The sequence below is a fragment of the Rhodococcus sp. NPDC079359 genome (assembly GCF_040702585.1).
Classification (GTDB): domain Bacteria; phylum Actinomycetota; class Actinomycetes; order Mycobacteriales; family Mycobacteriaceae; genus Rhodococcoides.
In genome coordinates, this window is the sequence record NZ_JBFBLH010000001.1 from 429437 (window position 1) to 443374 (window position 13938).

Genomic DNA, 13938 nt, shown 5'->3' on the forward strand with positions numbered 1-13938 from the left:
GCACCGTGTTCGCTAGGACTTTCGGTTGTACAGGCGCATCGTGATGGGCCCGAAGACCGCCAGCAACACCGCGCACAGCACCAGCGTCACTCCCAGCCGACCGGTGTCCACATCGCCCTGCATCAGTCCGCGCAGTGACGTGACGAGGAAGCTGACCGGGTTGACGTCGACGAACGCGCGCAGCCAACCGGGCATCGTGCTGGGGTCGACGAAGATGTTGCTCGCGAAGGTGAGCGGAAACAGGATGAACATCGACACGCCCATGACCGCGGCCTCGGTGCGCACGATCATCGCGATCATGGTCCAGATCCAGGACAGGCAGAACGAGAACACCAGCAGCAGAGCGATGGACGCCACGACGCCGAGGACACCACCTTGCGGCCTGAAGCCGAGGACCAACCCGAGGATCAGCACGATCACCGAGGCCAGTGTGTAGCGAACGACGTCACCGAGCAGCGCACCGACCAGGGGCGACGGACGCCAGATGGGCAGCGAACGGAATCGATCGAACACGCCCTTCTCGATGTCCTTGTTCATGGTCACGCCGGTGTACATCGTGATCATCACCACGGTCTGCACGAGGATGCCGGGGAGCAGGAACTGGATGTACGCCTCGGTCGACCCGGCCAGTGCGCCACCGAACAGGTAGGTGAAGAGCAACGTGAACATGATGGGAAAGGCCGTCACGTCGAACAATTGCTCGGGTACGTGCTTGATCTTGAGCAGCGCACGCCACCCGAAGCTCAACGACGTCGACAACGACGACGGACGCGGCGGACGAGGCCCGGCGGCACCGAGCACATCGATGATGGTCGACGCCTGTGGCGTCGACTGCTGGGCTTCGGTCGTCATGACGCAACCTCCCGGTCGGATTCGACTGTGGTGCTGGCCCGATAGGTCGTTCCTGCAGGCTCCACTCCCGCCCCTCGGGTCGTTCCTGCAGGCTCCACTCCCGCCCCATGGCCGGTGAGGGCGAGAAACACCTCGTCCAAGCTCGGTTGCCCCAGCGTGAACGACGCGATGGGGATGCCTGCGGTCTCGAGTGCAGGCAGCACGGGCGCGGCCTGTGCCGGATTGTCCAAACGTGCGGTCACGGTGAACGGATCCGGGTCCTCGGTGACGTTGTCGCCGAGCAGATCTCGCAGGATCCGTGCAGCGGCCGTTCGCTGGGACGTTTCGAGAACTCGCATGTGCAGTGAATTCGATCCCACCGATGCCTTCAGCTCGCCCGTCGTCCCTTCGGCGATGACCTTGCCTCGATCGATGACTGCGACACGCCCGGCCAGTTGATCGGCCTCGTCCAGATACTGTGTCGTCAGTAACACGGTCGTTCCGCCCGCGACCAACGCGCGGACGATCTCCCACACGTGGTTTCGGCTGCGAGGGTCGAGTCCCGTGGTGGGCTCGTCGAGGAAGATCAGTTCGGGAGTGACGATGATGCTGGCGGCGATGTCGATGCGACGGCGCATGCCGCCGGAGTAGGTCTTGACCTGCCGCGGTCCGGCATCGGCGATGTCGAACGCCGTCAGCAACTGCTCGGCTCGTGATCGGGCGGCAGGCCGTGAGTAGCCGAGCAGTCGAGCGAGCAGCACCAGATTCTCCGTACCGGTGAGATCCTCGTCCAGAGAAGCGAATTGTCCTGTCAGAGCTACCTTCTGCCGTACGGCCTCCGGTTCGTTCGCGACGTCGTGACCCAGGACCCGGGCGCTGCCTCCGTCGATCGGAAGCAGGGTGGCCAACATCCGGATGGTCGTCGTCTTCCCTGCACCGTTGGGCCCGAGCACGCCGTAGACACCACCGGACGGGATGGACAGGTCGACTCCGTCGACAGCGATGTTCGTGCCGAAACGTTTGATCAGACCGTGTGTCTCGATCGCCGCCATGTCTCTCTATCCCTCCGGTGGGCCGGTTGCCCGATTCCCCACGATTGTCCGATTCTCCACCAAGGATGAAACGCGGTCCACAACTCCGCAAACGAATTTCGGTTCCGAACCATCCTCCGGTCGGTTTGTTCCGAATATGTACTGCGGCGGGAAAACGCGGAGGTTTCGATATGAGAGCGATATGACCACTAGTGTCGTGATCGATGAACTCGATCATGAACCCGTCTGTTGGGACGACCTTCCGATGAGCGCGCCGTTGTCGGATGCGTCCGGATCGTCGGATGCCGGCCGTGACCGGCCGACGTCCGATGCCTCGGAGAACTACGCGGCAGAGGATGCGGTGTGCGCTGTTCCCAGTCCACAGCTCAAGAACCTGCGTGCCGACGAAACGGATCGTCTCCGTCGGTTGATGGCGTCGGTCGCACAGGGCGATCGGGCGGCGTTCGCCGAGTTGTACGACGCGACGTCGTCGCGGGTGTACGGCATGGTGCTGCGGGTGCTACGCGACCCGGGGTACAGCGAGGAGACCGCGCAGGAGGTCTTCCTCCAGATCTGGCGTGCGGCACCGAACTACGACCCGAACCAGGGCAGTCCACTGGCCTGGATCATGACGCTGGCTCACCGTCGCGCCGTCGATCGCGTTCGGAGCGAGCAGTCCGGTACCGACCGTGAGGCCGCGTACGGCGCAGTCAGTCACACACCGGAGCACGACGAGGTACTCGAAACGGTGACGCAGCGGCTCGAATCGGAGGCCGTGGTTGCCTGTCTCGACACTTTGACCGATACGCAGAGCGAGTCGGTCCGAATGGCCTATTACAGCGGTTACACCTATCGCGAAGTTGCGGAGCGGCTCGGGGTCGCGGTTCCTACCATCAAGTCGCGCATACGAGACGGATTGATCAAATTGAAGACATGCCTGGGGGTGATCCCGCAATGAACGAATCGTCACGACAACGACTGCTCGACGACGCGGAGGTCTATGCCCTGCACGCGACCACCGAAGCCGAACGACGCGACATCGAGACCGAACGGTTGCGCGTCGACGAGACCGCACGCGCCCAGTTCGACGTCCTCGTGGGCGAGATCCACGAGACGCTGGCCTTGGCAGCGGCGGCCGACGCCGCTCCTGCACCCGAGCGCCTCCGGCAACGAGTGCTCGATCAGGTCGCTGTCAGCGATCAGGAGCCCACGGTCCACAAGCTGCCACCGAACGTCACGCCACTGCACCGGCATCGGCGGGAACGTTCGAAGGCCTGGCGGTACTCGATGGTCTCGGCTGCGGCCGCGGTGGTCGTCGCCGTCGGCGGCGTAGTGGTGGTCAGCCAGACCATGGGCAACGATGCGCAGCCGTCTCAGGCGGATCAGATCGTGGCCGCGCCCGATTCACGACAGGTGACGGCGGAGTTCCCCGGTGGCGGCTCGGCGACCGTGGCGTACTCGCTGTCCCAGAACGCGGTAGTCGTCGATCTCGACGGAGTCCCGCAGCCACCACCCGGCCGCGTTTACCAAATGTGGTTCGTGGACGGTTCACCTCGCTCTGCCGGCGTGGTGACCGAGGATCAGCTCACCTCCGAGGACGGCACGGTGGTCGACGGTCTCGGGTCGTCGACGAACTTCGCGTTCTCGCTCGAACCCGCGGGCGGGTCTGCGCAGCCCACCGAGGTGCTCACGATGCTGACGCTGGGTGCCTGAGAACAGCACACGCACAGTCGCCTCGGGCGGTTCGACGTTCGGTCAGAGGCCGATGTCGAACCGCCCGAGCGTTCTGATCACCGCTGCCATCTGGCCGTAGGCTCCGGTGGCGAGATTTTCCAGCAGCGCCAACTTGACCTCCGGTGCGTCGCGTGTGAGCGCCCGGAAGTGCGCCGCCGACACCACCACGAGATCGACAGGTGTGTCGGCGACCATGTCGAGCAGGAACGGTACCGACATCAGCAGAGGCATCTCACCGAAGCTCATCCCGGGGGAGAGTGTGGTGATACGGTGCTTGCCACCGTCGGCGGCGACGGCCGTGGACGTCACCTCACCACGCAGCATCAGGAACAGGCCCGCAGCCGCATCTCCCTGGCGAACGATCACATCTCCGCGCGCGTAGTGCCGCTTCTCCAGATACGGAGTCACCGCCTCGAACTGCGCGGCGGACAGCCCGGCCAGCAACGGATGCTCGGCCGTGGTGACCACGGTCGGTTGTCGCACACCCGCGCAATGACGATCGAGCAACAGATTCTCGGCCCACTGGATGGCCGCACCCAGGCTCGAGTAGGTTCGGCCCGCGGGGTCCGCCGGGTCGAGACTCGACGTCGTGTGACCCATGATCGCCCTGGGATCCACCAGACCCACCACACAGCCGTGCTCCGCGAGATCCTGACGTAGATCCTCGAACATCGTCCGGGCGATGTCACTGACCTCGTCGACGCCGCGCACATCGATGACGAGGGCATCGAGTTCCCGATCGAGGTCGCCGATCTCACGGACGGCAGTCTCGGCACCGGAGAACAATAGATCCCCGTGCAGTTCGTACACGCGGGCGCGATCGCCCACGGCAGCCAAGGTGGCCTGTTCCACCTCCGATCGCCGTTTGCGTGAGGGTGCCTCGGTGACCACGTATCGGCGCCGTATCGAGGATTTCGCCGCTCGGGTGACGTGCAGGAAGTGCAGTTCGAGCCGTGTCGAGAGTTCTCGGCAGGCGGCGACTCCGCGCACGCTGTTCCCGTGCGAGTCGAGCCGCGGAGAGTAGACGGCGATGCCCATCTGCCCCGGAAGTACCGCCAGGATCCCGCCTCCCACCCCACTCTTGGCCGGCAGGCCGACCCTCGCGACCCAGTCGCCTGCGCCGTCGTACATCCCACACGTGGTCATGACCGACAGCACTCTTTCGACCAGGGCAGGTGCCAATGCGCGTTCACGCGTGCGTGGATTGACGCCGTTGTTGGCCATGGTTGCCGCCATCATGGCGAGGTCCGCGGCGGTGACGTCGATCGAGCACTGGCGGAAGTACAGATCGACAGCGGCGTCGGGATCGTGGTCGATGATGTCGAACGAACGGAGCATGTACCCGATTGCGCGGTTGCGATTGCCGGTGCGGGCCTCCGACCGGTAGACGGCGTCGTTGAACGTCAGAGACCGTCCCGCATACCGCGAGTACGAGGCTCGAATGCGCTCGAATCGATCCTCGGCACTTCGCCCGACGATCAGCGACGCCGATGTGATGGCACCGGCGTTGATCATCGGGTTGCGTGGTCGCTCGGTGACGGGGTCGAGGCTGATCTCGTTGAACGGTTCACCGGACGGCTCGACGTCGATCTTGCTCGCCACGACGTCCAGGCCCCGGTCGGCCAACGCCAACGCGTAGGTGAACGGCTTGGAGATCGATTGGATCGTGAAAGGGAGTCGAGTGTCGCCGACCTCGTAGACGTAACCGTCCGTGGTCGTCAGCGCGATACCGAACCCGTCCGGCGTGACGGCAGCGAGCTCGGGAATGTAGTCCGCCACCTGCCCGGACGTATCGTCGCGACACAGTTCGTGAACTCGGCGCAGGATGGCATCGACCACGTTGCTCATAGGCCACACTGTATGTGTGATGTCCGTTTCGTCACTGCCCAGGTTAGGGGCGGCTGACCCAGGGCATCTCGACGTTCGACGGTACTGTCGGCGTCACGATGCTGGGCGGAGCAGCAGTGCTCGATAACTCCGTAGACTGAAATTTCCATTGTGTTTTCCGGCCGGAGGGAGCGATCTCGTTGGGTGTCCTAGCTCGAATTCAGACGCCCGAGGACTTGCGCGACCTCGGCAGTGCGGAGCTGGCCGAAGTGGCCCGCGAGATCCGTGCGTTCCTCGTCGAGAAGGTGTCCGCTACCGGCGGCCACCTCGGTCCCAATCTCGGTGTGGTGGAACTGACACTGGCGATTCATCGCATCTTCGACTCCCCGCGTGATCCCGTCATCTTCGACACCGGTCATCAGGCATACGTGCACAAGATGCTGACCGGGCGCACCGGTCTGTTCGACACGCTTCGTAAGCAGGGCGGCCTGTCGGGCTACCCGTCACGGGTCGAGAGCGAACACGACTGGGTCGAGTCCTCGCACGCGTCGGCCTCTCTCTCCTACGCCGACGGCCTGGCCAAAGCGTTCGCTCTGAAGGGCGAGACCGACCGGCACGTCGTCGCCGTGGTCGGCGACGGTGCGCTCACCGGCGGAATGTGTTGGGAGGCCCTCAACAACATCGCCGCAGGCCGCGACCGATCCCTGGTGATCGTCGTCAACGACAACGGTCGCTCCTATGCCCCGACCATCGGGGGCCTGGCCGATCATCTGGCGGCTCTACGGCTCCAGCCCGGGTACGAGAAGGTGCTGGACAACGGTCGTCGTATCGTTCGTCGCATTCCGATCGTCGGGCCCACGGCCTACGCGATGTTGCACGGCATGAAGGCCGGTGTGAAGGACGCCATCAGCCCGCAGGTGATGTTCACCGATCTCGGCATTAAATACCTGGGTCCTGTCGACGGCCACGACCAGCACGCGATGGAATCGGCTCTGCGCCGAGCCAAGGCGTACGGCGGTCCGGTCATCGTCCACGCGGTGACGCGTAAAGGCATGGGCTACGTTCACGCCGAGAACGACGTCGCAGACCAGATGCACGCCACCGGGATCATCGATCCGTTGACCGGACTGGCGCGATCCAAGTCGGCACCGGACTGGACCTCGGTGTTCTCGGCGGCATTGATCGAGCAGGGCGAGCAGAACGAAGACGTCGTGGCGATCACCGCAGCGATGGCCGCGCCCACCGGTCTCGCCGCGTTCGGAGTTCGCTTCCCCGACCGATTGTTCGACGTCGGAATCGCCGAGCAGCACGCGATGACGTCGGCTGCCGGGCTGGCATTGGGCGGCATGCATCCGGTGGTCGCGATCTACTCCACCTTCCTCAATCGAGCGTTCGACCAATTGCTGATGGACGTGGCGCTGCTCGGACTGCCGGTCACCGTGGTACTGGACCGCGCCGGTGTCACCGGGGCCGACGGTGCCAGCCACAACGGCATGTGGGACATGTCTCTGCTCGGCATCGTTCCCGGCATGAAGGTGGCGGCACCGCGCGATGCCGAGACACTGCGAGAAGAGTTGGCCGAGGCGATCGCCACGTCCGACGGACCCACCGCCCTGCGCTTTCCGAAGGGCGCAGTGACCGAGACCGTGCCGGCAGTACGCAGACTGGACGGAATCGTCGACGTACTGACCGAGCCGTCCGGGGCCACGGGCGACGTGCTGATCGTGGCCGTCGGAGTGTTCGGTCCGCTGGCTATGCACGCCGCGGAGAAACTCCGACAGGACGGCATCTCGGCGGCCGTGGTCGACCCCAGATGGGTGCTGCCCATCCCGCAGGCGCTGCTGAAATTGGCGGAGGACTACCGGATGGTGGTCACCCTCGAAGACAGTGGCCTGCACGGTGGTATCGGTTCGACTCTGTCCGCGGCTCTTCGCGCGGCAGGCGTCGACACCCCGTGTCGCGATCTCGGCGTGCCACAACGATTCCTGGACCATGCATCGCGCGAGCAGCTCCACCACGAACTCGGTCTCACCTGCGAGGACGTCGTGCAGCGGGTTTCGCACTGGGTCAAGAGCCTCTGACGCAGGCTTTCCGCCGGACGTCGACGCCGTAGAACGCGCGGCGTCCGGCCACCGCGCCCGCGACTGCCATGGGTACCGTCATCACGAGTAGGAAGAGCACCGACGGTTCCCACCGTTGCGTTGCCGAGTGCACAGCGCCGCACACCAGCGGGCCGCAGGCTGCCAAGACGTAGCCGACCGTCTGTGCCATCGAACTCAGCGATGCGGCATCCCGCGCCGTCGCGGCCCGAAGATTCATCAACGTCATCGCCAGAGACAACTGCCCACCTTGGCCGAGTCCGAGCAACACGGCCCACAGCAACGCCCAGGAATCGGCCGAGGACAGCACCCCCAGCAAACCCACAACCGTCGGCAGCACCACTGCAACGGCCAGAACGCTCTGTCTCGGCAACCTGGTGGCCACATTGGGCACCGTCAGCGCAGTCACGACACTGCTGACCGACAGAGCAGTCAACAACAGACCGGACGCGGCGGGGTCCACTCCGCGATCCTGGTAAATCGTGGGCAGCCACGCGATCAACGAATACGCCATGAGTGACTGCACACCCATGAACGCCGTCACCGCCCACGCAACGGGGGAGCGCAGCACGCCCGAACCGCCGTGCGATCCCACGGCACCGGACATCGCCGGCGACGAGCCTGCCCTCGCGAACATCCGGGACAGCAGTGCCATACACAACACCGCGATCACCACCGGAACCGCCCACAACCCGAGCGCCCACCGCCACGCGCCGTCGAGCGACTCCGTCAACGGAACCGAGAACCCCGACGCAACACCGGCGCTGGCACTGATCACGGCAGTCAACACGCCGGTCAACAACCCCAACCGCCGAGCCGACACCGCCGGACTCTCCTGCCAATCCGGTCGTTCCTGCAGGCTCCACTCCCGCCCATCGGGTCGTTCCTGCAGGCTCCACTCCCGCACGATCACGCGCACCAGAACCGGACCCAACACATTCGCCACCGCAATGCCTGCAGCCGCGACGAGGGTTCCTGCCACCAGCACCGGCCAGGACGGCACGGCGCGCACCGCGGTGCCGAACGCGATGACAATCAAGCATCCGACGAGCACGTGTGTCACCCGCGCGCGACGCAGCAAGTACCCCGCCACGGCCGCGCACACACCGAGGATGATCACCGGTCCCGTCGTCAACAGCGCCATCGAGACGGAGTCGGCAGAGTAGAACGCTGCAATATCCGAGGTGAGGGCAGAGGTGCTGCCGAACAACAGGCGCAGGCAGAGACCGAATGCCACGACGGTGACGACAGCGAACACGGTTCGGAAATTCATTGCCTGCTTCCGGTGTCGGATCCACGGATTGTTTCGATAGCTCACAATGCACTACCGGTCAGGTGAAAACCTTGTCGACCCAGCCGACTATTTTCTTTGCGAATATGTGACCTGTGTGACTGGTGTGTCGTTGCTGCACAAACCGGGACGACTGGCATGTTTTGTCCATGACCCTCGTCTTCGACGGTAGAACCGACGTCTCGGACAGCCGAGTCGATCCGGCTCTCGGCACCGGTGACTCCGACTGGGCGGCCGTCGAATGCGTGGATGACGCTCCTGCTCTGGATTCCCGGAACGACGGGGTGGAGCGACGACATTCGCGGTGGTTCGTGGCGATGTCGGCAGTGATCGGTGTGGTGGCATTCGCCGCTCACGATCGTTTGCTGTCGTTCGACTCGTTGTACGGATTGTTCGGCAACGGTGTCGACGCTCTCGTCTACCGGCACGGCGGCGCAACCGTGCTCAGTGGCGAAGGGCTGTACTCGTTCTCGTTGTTCGGCACGCTACCGTTCACGTATCCGCCGTTCGCCGCGGTGCTGTTCGCGCCTCTGGGCTTGCTGTCCGATACCGCCACCGGATTGCTGGTGAACATATCCAACGTCGTATTGCTCTACGGAGTGGTCCATCTCAGTTGGCGTCGACTCGGTTACGAGAACAGCACGCGGACCAAGGTGGTGAGTGTGGCTCTTGCAGTTGGGTGCTCGTGGCTCGAGCCGGTGCGCATGTCGCTGTGGTTGGGCCAGATCAATCTGCTGTTGCTCGCGTTGGTGCTGTGGGATCTCGGTCGGCCCGAGGGCAGTCGGTTCCGAGGGGTCGGTGTCGGAATCGCGGCCGGCCTGAAGCTGACGCCGGGCCTGTTCGTCGTCATGTCGATCGTGCAGAAGCAGTGGCGAACGGCATGGACCGCGGCCGTCACCGGTCTTGTCACGGTGCTGATCGGGTTCGTGGTCGTGTTCTCCGACGCGTGGCGCTATTGGACCTCTGCGATCCTCGCCTCGGACCGGGTGGGGTCGACCACGTCTCCCGCCAATCAGTCGGTTCGGGGGATGGTGGCGCGGGCGTGGGGAACCGAGCATCCGCCTGTGTTCGTGTGGTTGCCGGTGGCGGTGGTCGTCCTTGCCGCGGGGATGTGGGTCTCGTATCGAGCTCACCGGGCGGGTAGAACACTGCTGGCGATGACGCTGTGCGGTCTCACGGCCCCGATGGTCTCGCCGTTCTCCTGGGGCCATCACTGGGTGTGGTGCGTTCCGCTGCTGGTGATCGGACTCGACGCGTGTTCGCGGTCGAGCACACGACACCGCATCCTCCGCGTTCTCGGAGTACTCGCCGCCACAGCGCCTTTCGTGGCCTGGTATCGCACTCAGGCCGATGTGGTGGTGATCGGCACGTTCATGCAGTCCGTATCGCCGATTCTCGACGGAGGACTGCGGAACGCGTATTGCGTTGTCTACGTGATCGTTCTGGCGGTAGCGGCGACAGGATTGCGCAAGGACTCGACGATCCGTTACGTCCCAGCGACCAATTCTTCGATCTGAACGCGATCTATCAGATGGGCCAGGGCGAAGGGGTCGAGTGCGAACATCCGCTCCACACTTGCTTTGTCGGTGCCTTCGACGATCATCGTGGCACCACTGTGATCGGCGAGCGGGCTCGACGATCGGAGGATCTTGCGGCGCTCGAGTTCTCGCAACCAGGCGCGGTGATCGGTGCGGTGATCGTCACGGCCCGAGGAGGTCTCGGGGGTGTACGCGTATTCGACGACGAACATCGGCATGTCAGATCTCCATGTCCTCGAGCTCCATTCCTTTGGTTTCCTTGATCTTGTACTTGACGAAGAAGAAGGACACGATCGCGAAGAACGCAAAGAACGAATAGATGAATCCGAGTCCGATGGTGTCGGACAACGGCGGAAATGCGAGTGTGATGGCGAAGTTGGCAATCCAGTTCGCGGCAGTACTGATACCGAGTGCGACGGCTCGCATTCGGTTGGGGAACATCTCTCCGAGCATCACCCACATGATCGGGCCCCAGGTTGCGGCGAAGAACACGACGAAGAGGTTGGCACCGACGAGAGCCACAGGGCCCCACGGCGACGGCAATTCGAGTTGGTCCCCGCTACCCACTGCCTGGCTGAACGAGACGGCCGCGAGTACGAGGCCGACGAACATTCCGATCGAGCCGATCATGAGCAGATTTCGTCGGCCGAATCGGTCGACGAACAAGATGGCGACGAATGTCATCGTGACATTGATGACCGAAGTGATGACCGAGGTGACGAACGATTGATTCTCGCTGAAGCCGACGGACTTCCACAGAGTCGTCGAATAGTAGAAGATCGCGTTGATTCCGACGAACTGCTGCAGGATGGCCATGGTGATACCGACCCAGACGATCGGTTGCAGCCCGAACTTCGGTCCACGAATATCGGCGAAAGATGATTTCGATTCCCGACGCAAGGTCAGTCGGATCTGTTTCACCCTCTCGTTCGGGTTCACCTCCCCGGTGATGTCTCCCAGAATGCGGGCCGCTTCCTCGTCGAGATGTTTTCCGACGAGGTATCGGGGCGACTCGGGAATCAGCGTGGCGAGAAAACCGTAGACGAGTGCCGGTGCGACGCCGACCAGGAACATCCACCGCCAGGCCTCGAGTCCGAACCACAGGTCGTTCGACGGCCCACCTGCGGCGTTCTGCAGCACCGCGTCCGACAGCAGAGCAGCGAAGATTCCGATGGTGATGGCCAGCTGCTGCAGCGAGGCCAATCCACCTCGATAGCGGGCCGGGGCTATCTCCGAAATGTATGCGGGCGCGATCACCGATGCGATGCCGATGCCCAGGCCGCCGAGTACACGCCAGAGCATGAGATCCGGGACGCTGAACGCGAACCCGGATCCCACCGACGAGATGGTGAACAGTGCGGAACCGAGCAGCATCACCTTCTTTCGGCCCCAGCTGTCGGCGAGTCGGCCGGCGAACCAGGCACCGACCGCGCAACCGAGAAGTGCGATGGCCACCGCGAAGCCGGTGACGAACGACGACAGTGCGAAGTTCTCCTGGATGGAGTCCACCGCGCCGTTGACGACGGACGAATCGAACCCGAACAGGAAACCGCCGACAGCGGCGGCAATCGTGACTCCGATGACTTTGGCAGTGTGCCGATCGGTGGATTGCGTCATCACGTGACCCAGCTTTCGAGGTGAACCAGCATCCTTGGTGGTCGATCGCCATCATCGTCCTCGCACCGACGGAGTGGGAGCGAAATCGACTCGATATTCGTGGCGTACAGGAATCGGCTCGCCGAAAAAGGTGAATTGTCCGATATTCCGGCTGTCGAACTCGAAGTTGCGGACGGGAAACTGCCGAAAGTCGTCCACAGCTTCGAGTTCGGCGGCAGATGGCTAGTGCGCCTGGGCGGCCGACCACTGATCGAAGGTCTGGAGACCGTGATCCGACTCGGTCGTGGTGACCAGCGTTCCGTCTCGCATCGCGCGACCGTACGCGCCGGGGATCGGGACTTCGAGCACCAGGCCGCGCGCACCGATGGCCCGTGCGTAGCGCCGCACCATCTCGGCCATGCGTTCTTCACGTGGTCCACCGAGATCCGCGACCCGACCTGCCGGGGACCGCTCCGCGAGGTCGATCAGTCGTTCGGCGACCTCGCGGGCCGCGATCGGTTGCGAGACCATCTTCGGGATGATGCTCACCGGACCGAACGACGCCTGCGCGCGGATCTGGCCGGCGAACTCGTGGAACTGGGTGGCTCGAAGGATCGTCCAGGGCACTGCTCCAGCACCAACGAGGCTCTCCTGCTCCACCTTTCCGGCGTAGTAGCCGTGCGGTGCCTTGTCTATTCCGACGATCGACAGCGCCAGGTGATGGCCGACACCGGCCGCGCTCTCCGCGTCGAGCAGGTTTCGCGTGACGGCGGCGAAGAACGCCGTCGACTCTTTCGCCGAGACTGTCCGCGTCGACGCGACGTCCACGACCGCCTCGACTCCGGCCATGGCGTCGGACAGTCCTGCCCCGGTGACGAGATCCACACCCGCAGATCGCGACAGAACGACCACGTCGTGGCCGCGTTCACGCGCAACCTCGACCACGTGCACTCCGACTGTTCCGGTTCCCCCGGCTACGGCTAGCTTCATCGTGTATCCACCTGTTTCTCGAGAGTTGATCGGACCGCATGTGGCGGGCCTCTACTCTCTGACGACACAGCCGCGACGAATGTATGCGTGCATCAGACCCAGTGGCGGAGTTTGTCCGGATTGAGCACGATCCAGACGTTCGAGACAACGCCGTCGGCGACGTCGAACCCGATGACGCCGAACACCGCGCTGCCGCGCCGCATCACGATGCCCGACAGGCCGTTGACGGGTTCGATGGACCACTCGAGGTCGGTCGATTTGGCGGTGATGCCGCGAACGAACCGAGCGACTCGATCGGATCCGAGGACGGCGTTGCGGGCCGCGGAGACGTGGCCGCCGCCGTCGCTGACGAGGGCGACGTCGGGCGCGAGCACCGAGACGAGGGATGCGAGATCTCCGCCCGCCGAGGCCGACGCGAAAGCCCGCACGACGCGGTCGTGGTCGATGGGGTCGGCGACGGAGCGGTGACGGGAATGCACGTGAGCTCGTGCGGCAGAGGCGAGTTGGCGGCAGGCGGCCGGTGATCGATCCAGGACGGTGGCGATCTCGTCGAACGGGACGGCGAACGCGTCGTGCAGTACGAAGGCGACTCGCTGCGCCGGACCGAGCGACTCGAGCACGACGAGCAGCGCGAGGGTCACCGAATCCTGTTGCACTACTCGGTCGGCCGGGTCCATCGTGGCCGCGTCGCGGGAATCGGCGCCGGGGACCGGTTCCGGCAACCACTGACCGACGTAGTTCTCGCGTCGAGCGCGAGCAGAACTCAGTACGTCGAGGCAGATGCGACCTACCACTCGGGTGAGCCACGCCGCCGGGACGTCGATGGCGCCACGTTCGGCGTCGGTGAGTCGGTACCAGCGAACGAGAGCCTCGGAGGCGGCGTCTTCGGCGTCGCTGTAGGAACCCAGCATGCGGTAGCCGATTCCGATCAACCGACTGCGTTCGCTGTTCATCGGGTCAGACCTTATCTCGACACGAAAAAGCCGAGTTCGAGGTCATGG

At 64.2% G+C, this 13938-nt stretch carries 12 protein-coding genes; 4 read left to right on the forward strand and 8 right to left on the reverse strand.

Annotated features, from left to right (window positions below; translation table 11 throughout):
* Positions 1-12 precede the first annotated feature (12 nt).
* Together AB0362_RS02085 and AB0362_RS02090 are read right to left on the reverse strand one after the other, a co-directional pair.
* Positions 13-852: an ABC transporter permease gene (locus tag AB0362_RS02085; RefSeq protein ID WP_269596107.1), complete on the reverse strand. Its 840-nt coding sequence runs from the start codon at positions 850-852 to the stop codon at positions 13-15.
* The gene (locus AB0362_RS02090; RefSeq protein WP_366234717.1) at positions 849-1883 is read right to left on the reverse strand and encodes an ATP-binding cassette domain-containing protein; all 1035 of its coding nucleotides are present in this window, start codon (positions 1881-1883) and stop codon (positions 849-851) included. The genes AB0362_RS02085 and AB0362_RS02090 overlap by 4 nt, the downstream gene beginning before the upstream one ends.
* A gap of 181 nt (positions 1884-2064) precedes the next feature.
* Here AB0362_RS02090 and AB0362_RS02095 point away from each other — a divergent pair, with 181 nt between their 5' ends.
* Together AB0362_RS02095 and AB0362_RS02100 are read left to right on the forward strand one after the other, a co-directional pair.
* On the forward strand, positions 2065-2820 hold the full coding sequence (locus AB0362_RS02095; protein ID WP_094642013.1) for a sigma-70 family RNA polymerase sigma factor: 756 nt from the start codon (positions 2065-2067) through the stop codon (positions 2818-2820).
* Entirely contained in the window at positions 2817-3575 is a 759-nt protein-coding gene (locus AB0362_RS02100; protein ID WP_317532450.1) for an anti-sigma factor, read from the forward strand. The genes AB0362_RS02095 and AB0362_RS02100 overlap by 4 nt, the downstream gene beginning before the upstream one ends.
* 42 nt (positions 3576-3617) lie before the next feature.
* Here AB0362_RS02100 and glsA read toward each other — a convergent pair whose 3' ends face one another.
* Positions 3618-5444 (reverse strand): glutaminase A, encoded by a 1827-nt coding sequence (gene glsA, locus AB0362_RS02105; RefSeq protein ID WP_317532451.1) that lies wholly within the window; start codon positions 5442-5444, stop codon positions 3618-3620.
* Positions 5445-5623: 179 nt separating this feature from the next.
* Between glsA and dxs the strand changes: the two genes are divergently transcribed.
* A complete protein-coding gene (gene dxs, locus AB0362_RS02110; protein WP_366234718.1) occupies positions 5624-7504 on the forward strand; it encodes a 1-deoxy-D-xylulose-5-phosphate synthase in 1881 nt (626 codons plus the stop codon).
* On the opposite strand, the gene AB0362_RS02115 is transcribed toward dxs, so the two are convergent.
* Positions 7491-8795, reverse strand: coding sequence for an MFS transporter (locus tag AB0362_RS02115; RefSeq protein ID WP_366234719.1), 1305 nt, complete (start codon positions 8793-8795; stop codon positions 7491-7493). The two genes, dxs and AB0362_RS02115, sit on opposite strands and share 14 nt — an antisense overlap.
* Before the next feature lie 167 nt (positions 8796-8962).
* On the opposite strand from AB0362_RS02115, the gene AB0362_RS02120 reads away from it, so the two are divergent.
* Positions 8963-10330: a glycosyltransferase 87 family protein gene (locus AB0362_RS02120; RefSeq protein WP_366234720.1), complete on the forward strand. Its 1368-nt coding sequence runs from the start codon at positions 8963-8965 to the stop codon at positions 10328-10330.
* Here AB0362_RS02120 and AB0362_RS02125 read toward each other — a convergent pair.
* From AB0362_RS02125 to sigJ, 4 genes are all read right to left on the reverse strand, one after another.
* Positions 10300-10569 (reverse strand): YciI family protein, encoded by a 270-nt coding sequence (locus AB0362_RS02125; RefSeq protein WP_366234721.1) that lies wholly within the window; start codon positions 10567-10569, stop codon positions 10300-10302. The genes AB0362_RS02120 and AB0362_RS02125 overlap by 31 nt on opposite strands.
* 1 nt (position 10570) lies before the next feature.
* The gene (locus AB0362_RS02130) at positions 10571-11968 is read right to left on the reverse strand and encodes a sugar porter family MFS transporter (RefSeq protein WP_149405882.1); all 1398 of its coding nucleotides are present in this window, start codon (positions 11966-11968) and stop codon (positions 10571-10573) included.
* 222 nt (positions 11969-12190) lie between these two features.
* On the reverse strand, positions 12191-12937 hold the full coding sequence (locus AB0362_RS02135; protein ID WP_269594213.1) for an SDR family oxidoreductase: 747 nt from the start codon (positions 12935-12937) through the stop codon (positions 12191-12193).
* Between the two features lie 92 nt (positions 12938-13029).
* The gene (sigJ, locus tag AB0362_RS02140; RefSeq protein WP_366234722.1) at positions 13030-13890 is read right to left on the reverse strand and encodes an RNA polymerase sigma factor SigJ; all 861 of its coding nucleotides are present in this window, start codon (positions 13888-13890) and stop codon (positions 13030-13032) included.
* Between the last annotated feature and the right edge of the window lie 48 nt (positions 13891-13938).